The following is a 19785-nucleotide window of genomic DNA, read 5'->3' as shown; positions in this document are numbered from 1 at the left end:
TTTATTGAATATTTTAAACTGAATTAATCAATTTTATAACGTTTTCTATCGTTTTCGTTTAAGTAGATTTTACGTAAACGCAACGATTTTGGAGTAACCTCAACATATTCATCTTTTTGAATATACTCTAAAGCTTCTTCTAAAGAGAATTTAATTGCTGGAATGATTCGGGCTTTATCATCTGCACCAGATGAACGCACGTTTGTTAACTTTTTAGTTTTTGTTACGTTAACCGTCATATCATCTCCACGAGAATTTTCTCCAATAACCTGACCTTCGTAAATATCTTCATTTGGATCTACAAAGAATTTACCGCGATCTTGCAATTTATCAATAGAATAAGGAATTGCTTTACCGTTTTCCATAGAGATTAATGAACCGTTGTTACGCCCTGCAATTTCGCCTTTGTATGGTTGATATTCTAAGAAACGGTGTGCCATAATTGCCTCACCTGCTGTTGCTGTTAACAATTGGTTACGCAAACCAATGATTCCGCGCGATGGAATATTAAAAACAATAATCATACGCTCTCCTCGTGGTTCCATTGATAACATTTCGCCTTTGCGCAATGTTACAAATTCTACTGCACGTCCTGACAAGTTTTCAGGAATATCAATGGTTAATTCTTCGATTGGTTCACATTTCACTCCATCGATTTCTTTAATGATAACTTGCGGCTGACCAATTTGCAATTCGTAACCTTCACGGCGCATTGTTTCAATTAACACAGACAAATGCAATACACCACGACCAAAAACCATGAATTTATCAGCAGAATCGGTTTCATTTACGCGTAATGCTAAGTTTTTCTCCAACTCTTTTGTTAAACGATCTTTTATATGGCGAGATGTCACATATTTTCCTTCTTTACCAAAAAACGGGGAATCGTTAATGGTAAATAACATGCTCATTGTAGGTTCATCAATCTTGATTGTTCCCAATCCTTCCGGATTTTCAAAATCGGCAATGCAGTCACCAATTTCAAAACCTTCAATCCCTACAACAGCACAAATATCACCTGCCTTCACTTCGGTAACTTTCATTCTGCCTAGACCTTCAAAGGTATAAAGCTCTTTGATTTTTGATTTCACAACGCCGCCTTCACGTTTAATTAAAGAAATATTCATTCCTTCACGCAAAACACCACGGTGTAAACGACCAATTGCAATACGACCTGTAAAAGAAGAGAAATCTAGCGAAGTGATTAACATTTGTGGGGTACCTTCTTTAACTTCGGCAGCTGGCACGTGTTCAATAACCATTTCTAATAATGCTTCCATTGAATCGGTTGGTTTTTTCCAATCGGTACTCATCCAGTTGTTTTTTGCCGAGCCGTAAACAGAAGGGAAATCTAGCTGCCATTCTTCCGCACCTAATTCAAACATTAAATCGAACACTTTTTCGTGTACTTCGTCTGGGGTACAATTTTCTTTATCAACTTTATTAATAACCACGCAAGGTTTTAAACCTAATTCAATAGCTTTTTGTAACACAAAACGTGTTTGCGGCATAGGTCCTTCAAATGCATCTACAATTAGCAAAACACCATCGGCCATATTTAAAACGCGTTCCACTTCTCCACCAAAATCCGCGTGTCCAGGAGTGTCAATAATGTTGATTTTTGTTCCTTTGTACTGAACAGAAACGTTTTTAGATACGATGGTAATTCCACGTTCGCGTTCTAAATCGTTATTGTCAAGGATTAAATCACCTGTATTTTCATTCTCTCTAAACAATTGACAATGATACATAATTTTGTCAACCATGGTGGTTTTACCGTGGTCAACGTGTGCAATAATTGCGATATTTCTTATTTGGGTCATAAAAATAAAGTTTCTTGTATTTTATTGATGCTATTTAACAACAAAAAGCCCTCGATGAAAGAGAGCTTCAGTGTTATATATCTCAAAAACATTAACTGATTAAAGTGCGTTAACGTGTTTTGTTAATTTAGACTTTAAGTTAGCTGCTTTGTTAGCATGAATAATATTCTTTTTAGCTAATTTATCGATCATAGAAGTAACAACAACTAATTTTTCAGCAGCTTCTGATTTTGTTTCAATCAAACGTAAAGCTTTAATTGCATTACGAGTTGTTTTGTGCTGATACTTGTTTAAAACTCTTTTCTTTTCGTTGCTTCTAATTCTTTTTAAAGCTGACTTGTGATTTGCCATTTTTTAATCTTTTTTTAATTGTAATTAATTATTTAAAACTTTTAGTTAAAAAAGAAAAACCTCCCACATTTGCCTAGGCAAACACTTTGGTTTTAACTAATAAAATAAAAGCCGAGACACTGACTGATATTTTACAAAACTTATTTACAACTAACAGTAGCCCGTAAGGGAATCGAACCCTTCTTACCAGGATGAAAACCTGGCGTCCTAACCGATAGACGAACGGGCCATCGTTTTTTTTAGGTTTGATGGAAACCTTTGTAGCCCGTAAGGGAATCGAACCCTTCTTACCAGGATGAAAACCTGGCGTCCTAACCGATAGACGAACGGGCCATCGTTTTTTAGGTTCGATGGAAACCTTTGTAGCCCGTAAGGGAATCGAACCCTTCTTACCAGGATGAAAACCTGGCGTCCTAACCGATAGACGAACGGGCCATTGTTTTTAGGTCAATGGAAAACCTTTGTAGTCCGTAGGGGAATCGAACCCCTGTTACCAGGATGAAAACCTGGCGTCCTAACCCCTAGACGAACGGACCATTATTTGTAATTGCGGTTGCAAAAGTATTAATATTTTTAAAACCTACAAATTATTTTTTTACTTTTTCTATATTTAATAAGAACTTGTTGCTTTTTATTAGCGTGTGCAAATATCTGTATAAATTTTTAATTAGCAAACCAAAATTTGAAAACAAATAGAAAATTCTATATTTTTCTTAATTGAGGTTAAATTTTCTCTAATCCCAAATTCTTTATGTGTTTACTTAAACCCATTTTTGAAAATGACGCAAAACATTTTATCATTTTCAAAAACAATAAATCACAGAAAAGCATTTAATAAATACTGATTCAAAAAATACAGACTGCGTATTCATTAGTTCAATCTAAGCAAAAACTCCGACGAAGTTTAGAACTTCGTCGGAGTTTTGCTTTTAGCTTATTGCTTAAAACTTATAATTAATCCAAACGCTCAATTTTTGCTCCTAAAGCTCTTAAGCGTTCATCAATGTTTTCGTAACCGCGATCTATTTGATCGATGTTTTGAATGACACTTGTTCCTTTTGCTGATAACGCTGCAATTAACAATGAAATTCCGGCACGAATATCAGGTGATGACATTTTGGTAGCCTTTAACTGCGATTTAAAATCATGGCCAATGATTACAGCGCGGTGTGGATCGCACAAAATAATCTTTGCACCCATATCAATCAATTTGTCAACGAAAAACAAACGTGATTCAAACATTTTTTGGTGAATCAACACCTCTCCCTTGGCCTGTGCTGCAACTACTAAAAATATACTTAATAAATCGGGAGTTAATCCTGGCCATGGGGCATCAGAAATTGTTAAAATAGATCCGTCAATATCGCCTTTAATTTCATAACCGTTGGTGTGTGCAGGAATGAAAATATCGTCTTCGTTTACTTTTTCAATGGTAATTCCCAATTTTCTGAAAGCTGTTGGTATCACACCTAAATTTTCCCAGCTTACATTTTTTATGGTAACCTCGCTACGTGTCATTGCTGCCAAACCAATCCATGACCCAATTTCGATCATATCGGGTAAAATTTGGTGCGTGCATCCACCTAAGCGTTCCACACCTTCTATCGTTAACAAATTCGATCCAACGCCAGTAATTTTTGCACCCATGGCGTTCAGCATCTTACACAATTGTTGCAAATACGGTTCACAAGCAGCGTTGTATATAGTGGTGGTTCCTTTTGCTAAAACAGCAGCCATTACAATATTGGCTGTTCCGGTAACAGAAGCTTCATCTAGCAACATATAGGTGCCTGTTAAGCCATTGGGCGCTTCTACCCCGTAAAAATATTCTTCGCGGTTGTATCTAAAAGTAGCTCCTAAATTGATAAATCCTTCAAAATGGGTATCTAATCTGCGGCGACCAATTTTATCTCCTCCCGGTTTGGGTATGTATCCTTTTCCAAATCGTGCTAATAACGGCCCCACAATCATGATAGACCCTCTAAGCGATTTTCCTTCTTCGCGGAATTTATCCGACTCTAAATAAGCCATATTCACCTGATCTGCCTGAAAGGAATAGGTGTTTCGGTCGATTTTTTCAACAGCAACGCCTAAGTTTTCTAACAATGTAATTAGTTTGTTTACATCGATGATATCAGGAATATTTGAAATTGTGATTTTTTGATCAGTCAGTAAAACAGCACATAAAATTTGAAGTGCTTCATTTTTAGCTCCTTGCGGTTGTACAATTCCATTTAACGGATGCCCACCTTCTATCTTAAAAGTTCCCATTAATTTGTGTTTCTGTTTTTCGGTGAATTAGTATTATTTTTCTTAACAAATCTATTATTGGTGTTGTTCCCTTGTTTGTTATTAGAATTATTATTCGAATTGTTTCTTTGACTGTTGTTTCCTGAATTGTTGCGATTTTGAAATTGATTGTTGCGGTTATTGGAATTACCACCCGAAGCATTGCGGTTGTTTTGATATGGGTTGTTCCAGTTATTTGTTTTGGCAAGGTTCACCGAATTGTTGTTCTCATCAACGCCGGTTGTTAAATCAATTTTGCCTGCCGATAATTTTTTTAAATGTTGAAAAATCACAGCATCTTCTACCGATTCATTATTCCAGTTCACATAACTTTTCTTCATGTGGTTGGCAATCACCATGATTAAAGCATCTTTCCGCTCTCCTTCTTCCCAATTAACAGCTTCTTGAATCATATCCACAATATTGGAACCATAAAAACGGTATTCATGGTTGTTTTTGGGATAGTCAATTAAAACCGGTTCGTGAAAATCGGTTACTGCTTTTGGTTTTTCATAAGGTGAATCTACGTCTAACTCAAAACGCGACATTTTAAAAAGCTGATCCCATAGTTTGTGTTGAAAATCTAACACATCGCGCAAATGCGGATTAATCGTTCCCATTATATCAATCACGGCACGTGCTGCACGGTTGCGCTCTTCACGGTCTTCTATTAAAATAACTTGGTCGATTAATTTTTGCAAATGACGACCATATTCAGGCAACACCAAATCTCTGCGGTTGGTGTTGTATTCTAAATTGTTTATTGCTTCTGTTGGATTAAATTTCATATAAAATTTATAAGGAAATAATTCCTTCTATAGTTGAAACTTCTTTGTATTTTTCAATAATTGCATCTGCACTGCCCATCACCACATTTATTGAAACACTTGAGTAGTTTCCGTTTTTAGATTTATTTGTTTTAATTACTGCTCCCATATTGTTGAAAGCCTTTTCAATTAAGGCAATTTTAGCCTCATCAGCTGGAACAATAAATTTGTATAAGTATTCTACCGGCCATTTTTCGGTCGTATTTTCTAGCTCGGCTTTTAGGCGTGCATAAAATTCTTCTGCTTTTTGATCCATATAATAAAAATTAGTACAAATATACATTAGATTTAAGTAAATATACTAATTAAAGACTTAAAATGACTATTGGTTTTAATAATTATAGTAATTTTGCATTTTGATTTTTAAAGTGGATAAGAAAATTATTGTTTTAATTGGCGGTCCTGGTTCGGGCAAAACATCGGTTATTAATAAATTGGCTGAAAAAGGATACGTTTGCTATCCTGAAATTTCGCGACAAGTTACTTTAGATGCACAAAAAACAGGTGTTGATCAATTGTTTTTAAAAGAACCTTTATTGTTTAGCGAACTGCTATTAAAAGGGCGTATTGAGCAATTTAAAAATGCACTAACCGAAAATGCCGATTGCGTTTTTATTGATCGTGGAATTCCCGATGTGTTGGCGTATATGCACTATATTGGCGATGCCTACCCTACCGTATTCGAAGACGCTTGCAAAGAACACCGCTATACAAAAATTTTTATTTTACCGCCTTGGGAAGAAATTTACGAATGCGACAACGAACGCTATGAGAATTTTGAACAAGCCCAACTTATTCACAATCACTTGGTGGAAACCTACGAAAGCTATGGCTATCACCTACAAGAGGTGCCAAAAGGTGATTTAGAAACAAGAATTGCTTTTATTTTGAATAATTTGTAAATTTTCTTTATTTTTAAAGAAAAAAAACACGGTTTTGTTTGAAGCTTTACACATTTTAAAAAAACATTGGAACCATGATGCTTTTCGCTTTCCGCAAGAAGAAATCATAGAGTCGGTGGTTCAGGGAAACGATACGCTTGCACTACTACCAACTGGCGGTGGCAAAAGTATTTGTTTTCAAATTCCAGCCTTAATGACCGATGGTATTTGCTTGGTGATTTCACCTTTAATTGCGTTGATTGAAGATCAAATCAATCAATTAAAAGACCGCAATATCAAAGCACTTTCTATTTCAGGAAACCTATCAACCGAAGAAATTTCAAACTTGCTGGATAATTCGCTTTACGGAAACTTCAAATTTCTGTATATAGCTCCCGAACGCTTAAAAAATGAATGGATTTTAAGCCGAATCATTCAATTGCCTATAAATTTGGTAGCGATAGACGAAGCACACTGTATTTCGCAATGGGGACACGATTTTCGTCCTGCATATTTAGAAATTGGCAAGTTAAAAGAATGGTTGCCCAATGTGCCGTTTATTGCTTTAACGGCTTCGGCCAACAAACGTGTGCAAGATGATATCATTAACAGCCTTCATTTGGTGAATCCGCAAACGTTTAAAAAATCATTTTTGCGGAATGAATTGCATTATGGCGTTTATCAACAAGAAAGCACCGAAGAAATAATGTTTCAAATTTTAAAAAAATCAAATGCACCCGCAATTGTTTATGTGAAAAGTAGAAAAGCAACGGTTGAAGTGGCAGAAAATTTGAAATCATACGGTATTGCTGCCGATTTTTTTCACGGAGGTTTGGATTTTAAATCAAAAAAAGAAAAGTTAAACCAATGGATTAGCGAAAAAACCTTGGTAATGGTAGCTACGAATGCTTTTGGAATGGGGATTGATAAGCCCAACGTGCGCAATGTGATTCATTTGCATATTCCCGATAATTTAGAGAGTTACTATCAAGAAGCCGGACGTGCCGGACGTGATGGCGAAAAAGCTTTTGCCACATTAATCTTAAACAATTACAGCGTTACCGAAGCCACTAATTTTCATCAGCACAACCACTTAGAAACCGACTTTGTAAAGCTGGTATATAAACGCTTTGTAAACCAATTTCAAATTGCTTATGGCGAAGGTTTTAACGAAACCATTCGTTTTAATTTTAAAGATTTTTGTAAGAAACACAATTTGCCCGTAAGCAAAACCTTTCATGCGTTTGCTTTTTTAGACAGGCAATCGGTTCTTACTTTTGAACAACATTTTAAATATAAAAATTACATACATTTTTTATTAAATTCTGAAGATGCCATTGCATATTTTAGTAATCATTCTATCGAAGAAATTATCTTTTTAAGTATTTTGCACCATTACCGCGGCATACACGAAAGTGACACCTTTATAGACATTGATGTATTGGCAAAACATACCAAAATACCCAACCAAAAAATTATTGAAATTATTGACTCTTGGGTTTTAAAAGGATTTTGCTCCTTTACACAAGCCCCAAATGATACAAATATTGTTTTAAACGAAATTCGTGAAGATGATATAACTATTAACCGAGTGGCAAAAAATTTGGTGCAGTTTAACAATGTAAAAGACATGCAATTCAAAGCAATGCTGCATTATGTAACCAATCAATCGGTTTGTAAAAACAAAATCTTATTAGATTATTTCGATGAGCTATATACCGATGATTGCGGCAAATGTTCGGTTTGTATTCAAAAGAAAAACAGCGCAGAGGATGTGCTTTCACAAATAAAAAATCAATTAAAAAACCACCCAAAAGGTCATGTTTTTGAATTGAGCGAATTAAAAAGTCGTTATTTAAACCAAACAATTTACTTGGCGCAAGCCTTAACCGAATTAATTGAAGAAAACCAATTTATTTATCAAAACGCAACCTATATTAAATTATAATGAATAAACTACGAATTGTTTTCATGGGAACACCCGACTTTGCCGTGGGAATTTTAGATACAATCTACAAAAACAATTACGAAATTGCAGCTGTGGTTACAGCACCAGACAAACCAGCAGGCCGCGGTCAAAAACTGCAACAATCTGCCGTAAAAATATATGCCGAGCAAAATAACTTAAAGGTTTTGCAACCCACCAACCTAAAATCGGAAACTTTTCTTGCAGAATTGGCCGCATTAAACGCCAACTTGCAAATAGTGGTAGCTTTTAGGATGTTGCCAAAGGCCGTTTGGGCAATGCCCGAATTTGGCACGTTTAATTTACACGCATCTTTACTTCCCGATTACCGCGGAGCCGCTCCCATAAATTGGGCAATTATCAACGGAGAAGAAAAAACAGGCGTAACTACATTTTTTATTGATGAAAAGATAGACACAGGTGCTATAATCCTAAAAAAAGAAGCACATATTGCACCAAATGAAACCGCCGGAACATTGCACGACAAATTGATGCATTTAGGCGCAGACGCAGTCATTGAAACCTTAGAGTTAATAAAAAACAACAATGCCACCACCACGCTGCAACCTGCAGAAGACACAAAAACGGCGTATAAACTTAACCGAGAAAATTGTAAAATAAACTTTAATAAGGAAAGTAAAGAAGTTTACAATTTAATTCGGGGGTTAAATCCCTATCCTTCTGCTTATACCATTTTGATAGATCATGAAAACGAATGGAATGTTAAATTACACGATGTATCTTATCGAACCGAAAAACACAATCACCAACCCGGAAGTTTTATCGCTACGAAAAAAACAATAGAAATTGCTACTATTGATGGATTTATCGAAGTTTTGTCGTTGCAATTTCCAGGAAAAAAGAAAATGAAAACAACAGAATTACTCAACGGAATGCAATTTTCAGAGCAAGCAAAGTGTAATTAAGGCCATTTAATAGCTTTTTTCCGCTATTTTTCTCACTTTTTTACAAAAAAAAGTTGTATAAATGAATTTAACTTTTAAATTTGTATATGTTAAGATTAACTCAATAAAAAAAAATTATTATGAACAAAACACAATTAATCGACGCGATTGCAGAAGATGCAGGAATTAGCAAAACAGCAGCTAAATCAGCTTTAGAATCATTTTTAAAAAATGTTGGTGAAACATTAACTAAAGGAGAAAAAATTTCTTTAGTAGGTTTTGGATCTTGGTCTGTTTCTGAAAGAGCAGAAAGAGAAGGTAGAAATCCACAAACTGGGAAATCAATTAAAATTGCTGCTAAAAAAGTAGTTAAATTTAAAGCTGGTGCTGATTTAGACGGAGCTGTAAACACACCTGTTAAAGCTGCAGCGAAAAAGAAAAAATAATTTTTTTCTTTTTGGATAATTAAAAACCACCTGAAAAGTGTGGTTTTTTTTATTTTTTTTTTACTTTTAAATAAAAAAGTAAATTATGAAACAGTTAACCCCCACTAAAGGAAAGTTATTAATAGCTGATTCTTCGGTTTTATTAGACACCGTTTTTAGTAGAACCGTTTTATTATTAGCTGAACACAATGCTAAAGGAAGTGTAGGATTTATTCTGAACAAGCCTTTGAATTTAACATTACAAGATGTGATACCTGAAGCTTCGGTAAATTTCAGAATTTTCAGTGGTGGTCCGGTAGAACAAGACAATTTATACTTTATACACACCATTCCTTCATTAATACCAAACAGTATCGAAATTAAAGACGGTATTTTTTGGGGGGGCGATTATGAAATATTGTTTGAACTTTTAAAAGAAAACAAAGTTTCGCAAAAAGACATTCGCTTTTTCTTAGGATACAGTGGTTGGGAAGAAAACCAATTGCAAGAAGAAGTACAGCAAAAAGCTTGGACGTGTGTAGAAAACCAATTCACCAATCATTTACTAGAAAAAACACCCTCTAAATTATGGAAAGAATTAATGATTGATTTGGGCGATGAATTTATCATTTGGGCAAATGCACCCGAAGATCCCGTTATGAATTGAACCTAACTAAGGCATTTAATTTTACCAATAAATTATTTGCCACTGTTTGATCAAACTTCTTTTTTCGGTATTGCGTTACCGATTGGATACCTACGGCAATGTTGGTTATAAACATTTCATCTGCTTTTTGTAACTCAAACGGAGAAATAGACCGCTCTTCAAAAAGTAAATCCTCTGATTTTTTAATAATTTCAATCATCTTTTTGCGGATAATTCCATTTTTACATCCATCGCTGATTGGAGGTGTTACCACCGTATTATTTGTAATTAAAAAAACATTTCCATTGGTGGCTTCCACCACATTTTTTTCATCATTAATCAACAAACAATTTTCGTAACCATTTTCTTGCGCGAAAATACTTGCAGTGATATTCACCAAACAACTGGTTGTTTTTAAAGAACTTAACAAATGTTTTGATATGTAAAAATCTTTAAAAAGTTCCACTTCGTATTTTTCAAGCTTATTTGTATAGATGGTTGCAGCGGGTTCAGCCACAATTACAAAACCTACGGTTCTTTGCTCTGGTAAATACTTCCCGCTTCCGTTTCTAAAAACAGTTAAGCGCACACGAGCGTGGGTTAAATTTAAAGCAGTAGTGGTTTTTATGATTTGACTTTCCATGTATTCTAATGTAAAATCGAGTGGAATTTCCATACGCAGAATTCGCAAGGAAGCCATTAGTCTAAAATAATGATCTTCAAGAAAAAGAATTCTTCCGTCTAAAACCTTTAATGTTTCAAAAACCGCATCTGCATATAAAAAACCACGGTTTTGTTCAATATGTTCGTTAGACTGACCTACTAAATCTCCATTAAAATTAATCATAAAAAAAGCTCTGAAATTCAGAGCAAATATAAGGCTTTAATTATGCAGACCCTAATACTTTTTTCAAATCTGCAATTTGGTTGTTCCATAATTGCGTTTGATCTTTCACTTCGTTTTCCTCTGCGAAATCGGTTACCATTAAAGTTACATCTTTAGTAAGCTCATCTAAAACAATACGAAGTTCAAAGAAATATTCTGTATCGGCACCTTCTTCATCCAACCAACGAAATTTTACTTTTTCATCGGTTTTTTTTGTGACCAATTTTGCTTTTTCTTCACTATCTTCCCAAATAAAAGTAAACAATTCACCTCGCGAGTTCACGTCATCTGCAAACCACTCTGTAAGCCCCGAAGGAGTTGAAATATATTGATACAACAATTGCGGGGAAGCTGTTATGGGGTATTCAATCTCAAACTTTGTTTTCATAGTTTATTTTTTTTGCGAAATATATAAAAAATAAAACTATTAGCAAATTTTTTTGGAATTAATTGAATGAAATTCCGCTTACAAATAATCAACATTTCCATTTTTCAAATATTGAAGGTTTTTAGTTGGTTTTAATTTGTAAAACGACAAATAAAGTCGCACCTTATTTATATTTTTACAACAAAAAATGTTTACAATCTCTCAAATATTAGTCCTTGTTCTTTTTGTAATATCGCTTATTTTGATCAATAAAAACATTCGGTTAAAGAAAACAAGCGATGCAAAAGAGCAAATGATTCATGAATTAGAAAACAACCACTCTTTACTTCTTTTCAAAAACAGCGAACTTACTGATAAATGTGAAATGCTATTAAAAGAAATGGAAGTGCTGCAAGAGCAAAACAAATTAATGACTCATGAAAACTATGATGCCAAAACGACTAATCGGGTATTAAAAGAAAAAATGGATTTTCAAAAAGCTGAAATTGCGCATTTACATAAGCAAACAACATTGCAGTTTGAACACATTGCCCAAAAATTATTGGAAGAAAAAGCAGAACGATTTACAAAAACCAACCAAGAGAATATTGATGCCGTTCTTAAACCACTAAACGAAAACATAGAACGCTTTAAAAAACAAGTAGAAGAAACGTATGAAAAAGAATCGAAGATTCGCTTTTCTTTAGACGAACGCATTAAGGAACTGTTGTTGCAAACCAATAAAATCAGTACCGAAGCTAACAATTTGGCTAATGCGTTAAAAACAAATCATAAGAAACAAGGCGATTGGGGCGAAGTGATTTTAGAAAATATTTTACAACAGTCTGGGCTTTGCAAAAACAGAGAATACCGTGTGCAACACAATTTGGTTATGGAAGGAAAAAATGTACGCCCCGATATTATTATTGATTTACCTGATCAAAAATCAATTGTGATTGATTCAAAAGTTTCATTAAATGCTTATGATGCCTATTGCCAGACTGAAAATGTAGATGAGCAGACTATTCATTTGAATAACCATTTAAAGGCGCTACGCATACATATTGAAGAATTGAGTAATAAAAATTATCAAAATCTCGTAAGTGGTTTAGATTTCACCATGATGTTTATACCAATTGAGCCTGCATATTTACTAGCGATACAGCAAGATAGTAACCTTTGGAACGAGGCTTACAAAAAACGTATTTTATTGATTAGCCCAACAAATTTAATTGCTTGTTTAAAATTGATTTCGGATTTATGGAATAGAGACAAACAAGACAAATCGGCACAAAAAATTGTAAAACAAGCCGAAAAAATTTATGAAAAAACAGTTCTTTTCACCAAAAGTTTCGAGCAGGTTGGCAAACAAATTCAGCAGGCACAAGATTCGTATTTAAAAGCACAAAATCAGTTAAGAGAAGGTAGAGGAAATATTTTATCGCAAACAAATCATTTACTGAAATACGGTATTTCGCCAAAAAATATTCTGAATGATTTTAACGATGAAGAGGATTCTGAATATTAAACTATTAGATCATACTTTCTAATCCTTTTCTTGTGCTATACTAATGAGAAGCTGACCCGAGCTTGCGAACAGAACGAAGTTAAACAAGTTCAGCTTGACAAGCTAGTCGATTATTTTTTAAAGCGCAAAATCAAATTCTGAATTTATAGAATAAAAAAATCGAACATAATGTTCGATTTTTTTTTATCTGATATTTTATAAAACTATACGTGTAACGCTCTGTTTTCTGTAGCAGCCAACGCAGCTTCTTTAATAGCTTCTGCAAACGTTGGGTGTGCGTGTGACATACGAGAAATATCTTCTGCCGAAGCACGGTATTCCATTGCAACCACTGCTTCTGCAATTAAATCTGCAGCACGAGCGCCAACAATATGGAAACCTAAAATTTCGTCGGTAGTTTTATCTGCTAAAATCTTAACAAATCCGTCTAAATCAGAAGATGCGCGTGCGCGACCTAAAGCTTTAAACGGGAACTGCCCCACTTTGTATTCTTTGTTTTCTGCTTTCAACTGCTCTTCTGTTTTACCAACAGCAGCAACTTCTGGCCAAGTGTAAACAACACCAGGAATCAAGTTGTAATCGATATGTGGTTTTTGACCTGCTAATTGTTCAGCAACCAAAACACCTTCTTCTTCTGCCTTGTGAGCTAACATGGCACCACGAACCACATCACCAATCGCATAAATATTTGAAGCTGTTGTTTGTAAATGATCATTTACTTCAACCTGACCTCTTTCGGTTAATTTCACTCCAGCTTTTTCAGCGTTCAATCCATCAGTGTAAGGACGACGACCAACACAAACCAAGGCGTAATCTCCATCTAAAGAAATTACTTCGTTTTTAGCGTTTAAAGCTTCCACCAAAACAGCATCGCCGTTTCGTTCTACTTTTTGAACTTTGTGCGAAGTGTAGAATTTCATTCCTGCTTTCTTCAACACTTTAGTCAATTCTTTAGAAACCGCTCCGTCCATAGTAGGCAACACGCGGTCTGCATATTCTACAACAGAAACCTGTGCGCCTAAACGCAAATAAACCTGACCTAATTCTAACCCAATAACACCACCACCAATAATGATTAAGTGTTTAGGAATTTCTTTTAACTTTAATGCTTCGGTAGAAGTAATGATACGCTCTTTATCGATTGAAATAAAAGGCAAAGAAGACGGTTTAGATCCTGTTGCGATAATAGTATTTTTAGCAGAAACTTGCTCAACAGAACCATCATTTTTTGTTACATTTATAGTAGTTGCATTTTCAAAAGATCCAACACCTTCAAAAACAGTGATGCTGTTTTTATCCATTAAAAATTTAACGCCGCCACAAGTTTGATCAACAACTGCTTGTTTACGGGCAATCATTTTTTGTAAATCGATTTTAACGTCACCAGGCAATTCAATACCGTGATCTGCAAAATGTTTCATTTCATCCACATGGTGCGATGATGCCAACAAGGCTTTAGAAGGAATACAGCCTACATTTAAGCAAGTACCTCCTAAAGTTGGGTATTTTTCAATGATTGCAGTTTTCATTCCTAATTGTGCGCAACGAATTGCTGAAACATATCCGCCCGGACCAGAACCTATTACAACTACGTCAAATGAATTCATATTTTATATTTTTTAGTGTAAAAATTAAAGTTGTACAAAAGTACGATTTATTATTGTGAAATAAGCATTTACGAAATGGTGAATGCTGCTAATTTTTTTTAAAGTTTATGCATATTTTCAGCTAAAGTTTCAATAAACTTTCCAATGGGACCTTTAATCATCATAGCCATCATTGGGTTAAAATCGCCCTCAAAAAACAACTGTACGTTGGTTTCTTCTGTGGCTTTTTCGTCTAATTTGGCAATTAAAGTAAAAGGTAGTTTGCTACTAGCGGCTCCCAAAACAACTTCTGTATTTGGTGTAGCACTTTTTTTTACCAATTTAATTTCAGGCATTCCTTTTAGTGCAAATTCAAAGCAGTTTTCGTCTATTACTTCAAACTTAGCAATGTTTTCGGGCATTAGCTTTTCGAAATTTTTAATATCGCTTAAAGCATCAAACAAATACGCTGATGATTTTTGAACAGTTACTATCGGACTTTCTAAATTCATAATTTATATTTTTTTAAACTCCCCAAACAGAAGGGTCTTTGCTCCAATCACTCAAAGTAGCAACTTCTTCTTGCGAGATGTATTTTTTTTCTACCGCCGCTTTTAACAACGTTGGATAATTGCTTAATGTTACCAATTGTATGTCTGCATTTTTAAAATTTTCTGTAGCAACATCAAATCCATACGTAAAAATAGCAGCCATTCCCAAAATATTGGCATCGGCAGCGCGCAACGCATCAACTGCTTGCAAACTGCTTTTTCCGGTACTGATTAAATCTTCTACCACAACTACGGTTTTACCAGCTTCAAACTGACCTTCGATCTGGTTTTGACGACCGTGCTTTTTAGCTTCTGGGCGAACATAAATAAAAGGCAATTCTAAGGCTTCGGCAACCAACAAACCAATACCAATGGCACCGGTTGCCACACCTGCGATATAGTCGGGTTTACCAAATTTATCTACAATATTTGCAGCAAATTCGTTTTTTAAAAATTTTCTAATTTCTGGAAATGAAAGAGTTATGCGATTATCGCAATAAATTGGCGATTTCCATCCTGAAGCCCATGTAAAAGGATTTTTAGGATTTAATTTAATTGCGTTTATTTGTAAAAGCAATTCGGCCGTTTTCTGTGCTGTATTGTCGTTAAAAATCATATTACAAATGTATAAAGTTTTTATTAATGATAAGCCACTTTTTTTAACAAGTACGCTAGAAAAAGAACGCAACTTTAAATATTATTTGCTTGAAACTATTGACCTGCAAAAGTTAATTGCTCAATATTTTAGTGGTGAAGTTACAAATGCTTACTTATATCATCCTTTCGAAGAACAGTTAATGAAACTTTTTAAGGATAAAATTACAGTGAACAAAGCAGGTGGCGGTTTGGTTGAAAATGATAAGAAACAGGTTTTGTTTATTTTTCGCAACGGCAAATGGGATTTACCAAAGGGTGGTATTGAAAAAAATGAAACTATTGAACAAACTTCTATCAGAGAGGTGGAAGAAGAAACTGGTTGCAAAAATTTAAAAATAAACAAACGATTAGAAAAAACTTTTCACATTTTTAAGCGTAACGGTGAATACCGTTTAAAAATAACCTATTGGTTTTTAATGAACACTAAATACAAAGGCAACTTACACGGACAAATTGAAGAAGGCATTGAAAAAGTGGTTTGGGTTGATAAAAAGGATATTCCAGAACTTCTTAAAAATTCGTACCAAAACATTAAATTGTTGTTTAATGATACGGTTTATGACCAAACTGTTTTAGAAAAAGAAAAAGGAATCATTTAAGATTCCTTTTTTTATTCTTCCATTTTTAAAGAAAGTTCAAACCAGCGTTCTTCTTTTTCTTCTAAGGTTTCAATTATTTTTTGCAATTCCAAGCCTTTTGAAATCATTTCTTCATCGGAAACAGTTCCATTTGAAAAACCTTCTTCGATTTGCTTTTTCTGATATTCCAGATCTTTTATTTCTCGTTCAATTTTAGAAAATTCTTTTTGTTCGTTGAAACTTAAACCTGACTTTTTAGGCTGATTGTCTTTCCAATTCACCTTTTCTTTCGGTGCATCGTCTTTCACAGGTTCGGCAGAATCTTCGTAAATTCTAAAATCAGAATAGTTGCCGGGGAAATCCTCAATCTCTCCTTCGCCTCTAAACACAAATAAGTGGTCTACAATTTTATCCATAAAATAGCGGTCATGTGACACTACCAATAAACATCCGGGATAATCTAACAAAAAGTTTTCTAGTACATTTAAGGTAACAATATCCAGATCATTTGTAGGCTCATCGAGAATCAAGAAGTTAGGATTTTGAATTAAAACTGTACATAAATACAATCGTTTTAATTCGCCCCCGCTTAATTTCTCTACAAAATCGTGCTGTTTTTTTCTATCAAACAAAAATCGTTCTAACAATTGCCCTGCCGAGATGGTTCTTCCCTTAGTCAGCGGGATATGCTCGCCGTATTCTTTAATAATATCAATAACTTTTTGTTCGGGTTTTGGGTTGATGCCACTTTGTGTGTAATATCCCACCTTAATGGTATCGCCAATAACCACTTTGCCAGAATCGGGTTGGATTGTTTGGGTTAAAATATTTAAAAATGTAGATTTTCCCGTTCCGTTTTTACCAATAATACCGATGCGTTCGCCACGATTAAACAGATAATCGAAGTTTTTTAGTATGATTTTATCGTTAAAAGCTAAAGAAACATTGTGCATTTCAATAACTTTAGAGCCCATTCGCTCCATATTGATTTCTAATTCCAACTGATGTTCTTTTCGGCGGGAATGTGCTTTTTCTTTAATAACGTAGAAATCGTCTTGTCGAGATTTTGACTTGGTGGTGCGTGCTTTTGGCTGACGGCGCATCCAATCCAACTCTTTCACAAATAGATTTTTGGCTTTATCGATCGATGCGTTTTCAGATGCAATACGCTCTTCTTTTTTCTGTAAATAGTACGAATAATTTCCTTTATATTGATAGATTTTTCCGTTGTCTAATTCGATAATTTCATTACAAACACGCTCTAAAAAGAAACGGTCGTGGGTAACCATAAACAAGGTAATGTTTTCTTTGGCGAAGTAATCTTCTAGCCATTCAATCATTTCCAAATCCAGATGGTTGGTGGGCTCGTCTAAAATCAGTAAATCGGGTTTATTGATTAGAACAATTGCCAATGCCAAGCGTTTCTTTTGCCCACCTGACATGTTTTTTACTTTCATCTTTAAATCTTCTAATTTTAATTTAAAGAGAATTTGTTTGTATTGTGTTTCAAAATCCCATGCATTGAACCGATCCATTTGATCAAACGCCAATTGATATTCCTCTTGATCGTCCATGTTTTCCAATGCCTTTTCGTATCGCTCAATAACTTTAAGAATTTCGTTATCTGATGCAAAAATGCTTTCTTCAACCGTTAATTCGTCTTGTAAATCAGGGTCTTGCGACAAAAACTCCATTCGGATTCCTTTACGGATTACCACTTGCCCAGTATCAGGAAAATCCAATCCATTGATAATGTTTAATATGGTCGATTTTCCGGTTCCGTTCTTGGCAACAAATGCAATTTTTTGGTCTTTGTTGATACCAAACGATACGCCTTCAAAAAGCGTACGCGCTCCGAATGATTTTGATATATTTTCTACTGAGAGATAATTCATGATTGATTTCTTGAGGCACAAAAATACGGTTTTTGAATGTAACTATGATTACTAATCGCACAATATAAACAAAACCCGCTTCAAATCTGGAGCGGGTTTCTTGTATTCAGGTTACATATTTCTGCGGTATTGACCGCCTACTTTAAATAAAGCATCGGTTATCTGACCTAATGAACATACTTTGGCAGCATCCATCAAAGCTTCAAAAATATTTTGGTTTGAGTATATTAATGATTTTGCATTTCATCTTTATCCTTCTTATAATTTGAATCAATAAGTGCAATTATGTTATTTAGAGAAACTTTTATTTTTTCAGATTTTGTTTTTTTTGATAGTAATTCTGCTTTAGATTTCATTTCATTAAAATTGGATTCGGGATATAAGTTAATAAGTTTTGGAAAATAATTATCAATTCCTTGAGCCAATTTTGATTTTCCTGCTTCACTAAACGCATCTTCGTTATTAATTTCATCTAGATAAATAAGATAATTTTTTATTAATGTGTTAACGTTCGAGTTTATATTACTTTTTACTCTAGGCGCGTTTGGATCGTCTGCACTTTCCTCTACTTGCTCATTTCCTAATTTAAAATATTTAAGTTGAAGTTCTAAACCAAAATGCCATACAGCTAGCATTTCATCTTCATACAAATACTGATCTTTTCTATCTAATACATTATAAATAGTAGTCATATTTTTCCATTCATTGAAAAACTTTTCGGCAATTTCATTTCTGTGTTTAAGTCCTAATTCATTGTCTTCTAGTACGATATTAAAATTTTGCTTATCGGTTAGTTTCTCAACTATGATTTTGGTATTGGGATCATCGAATGTTGGTAACATATCATCTTTTTCGTAACCATAATTAAGCTCTCTGACAACTTTATTATAATCATTTATATCCCAATATCTCTTATCTGTGGGAAAAACATTATTTTCCTTATTACAACTCAAAAAAGTTAAAATAACTAAAGCTAGAGTTAAATTTTTAATACCTTTCATGGAAATTAATTTTTGGTTTTTTGTATTCTGTTAATAAATTTAGTAAACTATCAACTATTATTTCATATTTTTTCTGTTCACTTAAAACATAACTATGGAAAGTATTGTAATCATATTCCTTTTGAAATGCTCTTTCTTCCTTTGCAGCTTGATCGATAATTTGTTTTATTTTTCTTTTATCAAATCTATCTAATTTATGTATCTTTTCTTTAGCTTTCCTTACATATAATTCTGTAATTTTAATATGATACTTTTCATGCTGTAAAAGCTCTTTACTGTTTGTATTCTGATTATAAACAAAAGATCTAGATGGATGAAAAAGAGATTGAATTGTTACCGAATTATCTTCAATCTTATAATCAATTGATGTTACAACATATGCAAATCTCTCATTCCCATATAATGTCTTTTTAAAAAATTCAATTCCTCTAAAATTTTTAAATGTAATCTGTTCATATTTATCAAAAGTCAAAGGCTTTTCATAGTTTAGAAAATTAGTGTGACTTATAATGATAAAACCTATTAATCCTAAAATAAGAGTCGTAAAAAAAACTTTTTTATACAAAACAATCTTCATCGTATTTTCATTAAACTTCTCAACTAAAGCATCACAATGTTACAGT

20 protein-coding genes and 4 tRNA genes are annotated in these 19785 nt (G+C 34.0%); 7 read left to right on the top strand and 17 right to left on the bottom strand.

The window, feature by feature from the left end; translation table 11 throughout:
* Positions 1-23 precede the first annotated feature (23 nt).
* From typA to MG290_RS13165, 9 genes are all read right to left on the bottom strand, one after another.
* Positions 24-1823, bottom strand: coding sequence for a translational GTPase TypA (gene typA / locus MG290_RS13205; protein WP_257499576.1), 1800 nt, complete (start codon positions 1821-1823; stop codon positions 24-26).
* A gap of 99 nt (positions 1824-1922) precedes the next feature.
* Positions 1923-2174 (bottom strand): 30S ribosomal protein S20, encoded by a 252-nt coding sequence (gene rpsT / locus MG290_RS13200; RefSeq protein WP_257499577.1) that lies wholly within the window; start codon positions 2172-2174, stop codon positions 1923-1925.
* 157 nt (positions 2175-2331) lie between these two features.
* Positions 2332-2403, bottom strand: a tRNA-Glu gene (locus MG290_RS13195).
* Between the two features lie 32 nt (positions 2404-2435).
* Positions 2436-2507, bottom strand: a tRNA-Glu gene (locus MG290_RS13190).
* 30 nt (positions 2508-2537) lie between these two features.
* Positions 2538-2609 (bottom strand) — tRNA-Glu (locus tag MG290_RS13185).
* Between the two features lie 29 nt (positions 2610-2638).
* Positions 2639-2710: transfer RNA gene (locus MG290_RS13180), tRNA-Glu, on the bottom strand.
* A 418-nt stretch (positions 2711-3128) separates the two neighbouring features.
* Positions 3129-4445, bottom strand: a complete 1317-nt coding sequence (gene murA, locus MG290_RS13175; RefSeq protein WP_264561707.1) for a UDP-N-acetylglucosamine 1-carboxyvinyltransferase — start codon at positions 4443-4445, stop codon at positions 3129-3131.
* Positions 4445-5251 carry a DUF4290 domain-containing protein gene (locus tag MG290_RS13170; protein ID WP_264561706.1) on the bottom strand — a complete coding sequence of 269 codons (807 nt, stop codon included), beginning with the start codon at positions 5249-5251 and terminating at the stop codon, positions 4445-4447. The genes murA and MG290_RS13170 overlap by 1 nt, the downstream gene beginning before the upstream one ends.
* Before the next feature lie 7 nt (positions 5252-5258).
* Positions 5259-5546, bottom strand: coding sequence for a DUF493 family protein (locus MG290_RS13165; RefSeq protein ID WP_257499581.1), 288 nt, complete (start codon positions 5544-5546; stop codon positions 5259-5261).
* Between the two features lie 112 nt (positions 5547-5658).
* Between MG290_RS13165 and MG290_RS13160 the strand changes: the two genes are divergently transcribed.
* From MG290_RS13160 to MG290_RS13140, 5 genes are all read left to right on the top strand, one after another.
* The gene (locus MG290_RS13160; RefSeq protein ID WP_264561705.1) at positions 5659-6192 is read left to right on the top strand and encodes an ATP-binding protein; all 534 of its coding nucleotides are present in this window, start codon (positions 5659-5661) and stop codon (positions 6190-6192) included.
* 34 nt (positions 6193-6226) lie between these two features.
* Entirely contained in the window at positions 6227-8119 is a 1893-nt protein-coding gene (locus MG290_RS13155; RefSeq protein ID WP_264561704.1) for a RecQ family ATP-dependent DNA helicase, read from the top strand.
* Entirely contained in the window at positions 8119-9063 is a 945-nt protein-coding gene (gene fmt, locus MG290_RS13150; RefSeq protein ID WP_264561703.1) for a methionyl-tRNA formyltransferase, read from the top strand. Before MG290_RS13155 ends, fmt begins: the two co-directional genes overlap by 1 nt.
* 119 nt (positions 9064-9182) lie before the next feature.
* Positions 9183-9488 (top strand): HU family DNA-binding protein, encoded by a 306-nt coding sequence (locus MG290_RS13145; RefSeq protein WP_257499585.1) that lies wholly within the window; start codon positions 9183-9185, stop codon positions 9486-9488.
* A gap of 85 nt (positions 9489-9573) precedes the next feature.
* Positions 9574-10134, top strand: coding sequence for a YqgE/AlgH family protein (locus tag MG290_RS13140; protein ID WP_257499586.1), 561 nt, complete (start codon positions 9574-9576; stop codon positions 10132-10134).
* Here MG290_RS13140 and MG290_RS13135 read toward each other — a convergent pair.
* Both MG290_RS13135 and MG290_RS13130 read right to left on the bottom strand, forming a co-directional pair.
* Positions 10124-10960 (bottom strand): aminotransferase class IV, encoded by an 837-nt coding sequence (locus tag MG290_RS13135; RefSeq protein ID WP_264561702.1) that lies wholly within the window; start codon positions 10958-10960, stop codon positions 10124-10126. The two genes, MG290_RS13140 and MG290_RS13135, sit on opposite strands and share 11 nt — an antisense overlap.
* Positions 10961-11000: 40 nt before the next feature.
* The gene (locus MG290_RS13130) at positions 11001-11387 is read right to left on the bottom strand and encodes an START-like domain-containing protein (protein ID WP_272585667.1); all 387 of its coding nucleotides are present in this window, start codon (positions 11385-11387) and stop codon (positions 11001-11003) included.
* A 187-nt stretch (positions 11388-11574) separates the two neighbouring features.
* Between MG290_RS13130 and MG290_RS13125 the strand changes: the two genes are divergently transcribed.
* Positions 11575-12894, top strand: a complete 1320-nt coding sequence (locus MG290_RS13125; protein ID WP_264561701.1) for a DNA recombination protein RmuC — start codon at positions 11575-11577, stop codon at positions 12892-12894.
* Positions 12895-13097: 203 nt separating this feature from the next.
* Here the strand turns inward: MG290_RS13125 and lpdA are convergent, their stop codons facing one another.
* From lpdA to pyrE, 3 genes are all read right to left on the bottom strand, one after another.
* Entirely contained in the window at positions 13098-14501 is a 1404-nt protein-coding gene (gene lpdA, locus MG290_RS13120) for a dihydrolipoyl dehydrogenase (RefSeq protein WP_264561700.1), read from the bottom strand.
* A 98-nt stretch (positions 14502-14599) separates the two neighbouring features.
* Positions 14600-14992, bottom strand: coding sequence for an SRPBCC family protein (locus MG290_RS13115; RefSeq protein ID WP_264561699.1), 393 nt, complete (start codon positions 14990-14992; stop codon positions 14600-14602).
* A gap of 13 nt (positions 14993-15005) precedes the next feature.
* Positions 15006-15647: an orotate phosphoribosyltransferase gene (gene pyrE, locus MG290_RS13110; RefSeq protein ID WP_264561698.1), complete on the bottom strand. Its 642-nt coding sequence runs from the start codon at positions 15645-15647 to the stop codon at positions 15006-15008.
* A gap of 7 nt (positions 15648-15654) precedes the next feature.
* On the opposite strand from pyrE, the gene MG290_RS13105 reads away from it, so the two are divergent.
* Positions 15655-16287, top strand: a complete 633-nt coding sequence (locus MG290_RS13105; RefSeq protein ID WP_264561697.1) for an NUDIX hydrolase — start codon at positions 15655-15657, stop codon at positions 16285-16287.
* Between the two features lie 11 nt (positions 16288-16298).
* Here MG290_RS13105 and MG290_RS13100 read toward each other — a convergent pair whose 3' ends face one another.
* From MG290_RS13100 to MG290_RS13090, 3 genes are all read right to left on the bottom strand, one after another.
* The gene (locus MG290_RS13100; protein WP_264561696.1) at positions 16299-18161 is read right to left on the bottom strand and encodes an ABC-F family ATP-binding cassette domain-containing protein; all 1863 of its coding nucleotides are present in this window, start codon (positions 18159-18161) and stop codon (positions 16299-16301) included.
* A gap of 227 nt (positions 18162-18388) precedes the next feature.
* Positions 18389-19162, bottom strand: a complete 774-nt coding sequence (locus MG290_RS13095) for a hypothetical protein (RefSeq protein WP_264561695.1) — start codon at positions 19160-19162, stop codon at positions 18389-18391.
* Complete coding sequence (locus MG290_RS13090; protein ID WP_264561694.1) at positions 19149-19739, bottom strand: hypothetical protein; 591 nt, start codon at positions 19737-19739, stop codon at positions 19149-19151. Before MG290_RS13090 ends, MG290_RS13095 begins: the two co-directional genes overlap by 14 nt.
* Positions 19740-19785: the final 46 nt, after the last annotated feature.

It is taken from the genome of Flavobacterium sp. CBA20B-1 (assembly GCF_028473145.1).
In the GTDB taxonomy this organism is placed as follows: Bacteria; Bacteroidota; Bacteroidia; order Flavobacteriales; family Flavobacteriaceae; genus Flavobacterium.
Note: the sequence above shows the minus strand (reverse complement) of the source record. Positions and strands in the feature narration are given on the sequence as shown.

Excerpts from the sequence above, each read along its gene's own strand:
- typA (WP_257499576.1), bottom strand. The coding sequence starts at position 1,823 with ATGACCCAAATAAGAAATATCGCAATTATTGCACACGTTGACCACGGT.
- rpsT (WP_257499577.1), bottom strand. The coding sequence starts at position 2,174 with ATGGCAAATCACAAGTCAGCTTTAAAAAGAATTAGAAGCAACGAAAAG.
- murA (WP_264561707.1), bottom strand. The coding sequence starts at position 4,445 with ATGGGAACTTTTAAGATAGAAGGTGGGCATCCGTTAAATGGAATTGTA.
- MG290_RS13170 (WP_264561706.1), bottom strand. The coding sequence starts at position 5,251 with ATGAAATTTAATCCAACAGAAGCAATAAACAATTTAGAATACAACACC.
- MG290_RS13165 (WP_257499581.1), bottom strand. The coding sequence starts at position 5,546 with ATGGATCAAAAAGCAGAAGAATTTTATGCACGCCTAAAAGCCGAGCTA.
- fmt (WP_264561703.1), top strand. The coding sequence starts at position 8,119 with ATGAATAAACTACGAATTGTTTTCATGGGAACACCCGACTTTGCCGTG.
- MG290_RS13145 (WP_257499585.1), top strand. The coding sequence starts at position 9,183 with ATGAACAAAACACAATTAATCGACGCGATTGCAGAAGATGCAGGAATT.
- MG290_RS13140 (WP_257499586.1), top strand. The coding sequence starts at position 9,574 with ATGAAACAGTTAACCCCCACTAAAGGAAAGTTATTAATAGCTGATTCT.
- MG290_RS13135 (WP_264561702.1), bottom strand. The coding sequence starts at position 10,960 with ATGATTAATTTTAATGGAGATTTAGTAGGTCAGTCTAACGAACATATT.
- MG290_RS13130 (WP_272585667.1), bottom strand. The coding sequence starts at position 11,387 with ATGAAAACAAAGTTTGAGATTGAATACCCCATAACAGCTTCCCCGCAA.
- MG290_RS13125 (WP_264561701.1), top strand. The coding sequence starts at position 11,575 with ATGTTTACAATCTCTCAAATATTAGTCCTTGTTCTTTTTGTAATATCG.
- lpdA (WP_264561700.1), bottom strand. The coding sequence starts at position 14,501 with ATGAATTCATTTGACGTAGTTGTAATAGGTTCTGGTCCGGGCGGATAT.
- MG290_RS13115 (WP_264561699.1), bottom strand. The coding sequence starts at position 14,992 with ATGAATTTAGAAAGTCCGATAGTAACTGTTCAAAAATCATCAGCGTAT.
- pyrE (WP_264561698.1), bottom strand. The coding sequence starts at position 15,647 with ATGATTTTTAACGACAATACAGCACAGAAAACGGCCGAATTGCTTTTA.
- MG290_RS13105 (WP_264561697.1), top strand. The coding sequence starts at position 15,655 with ATGTATAAAGTTTTTATTAATGATAAGCCACTTTTTTTAACAAGTACG.
- MG290_RS13100 (WP_264561696.1), bottom strand. The coding sequence starts at position 18,161 with ATGAATTATCTCTCAGTAGAAAATATATCAAAATCATTCGGAGCGCGT.
- MG290_RS13095 (WP_264561695.1), bottom strand. The coding sequence starts at position 19,162 with ATGAAAGGTATTAAAAATTTAACTCTAGCTTTAGTTATTTTAACTTTT.
- MG290_RS13090 (WP_264561694.1), bottom strand. The coding sequence starts at position 19,739 with ATGAAGATTGTTTTGTATAAAAAAGTTTTTTTTACGACTCTTATTTTA.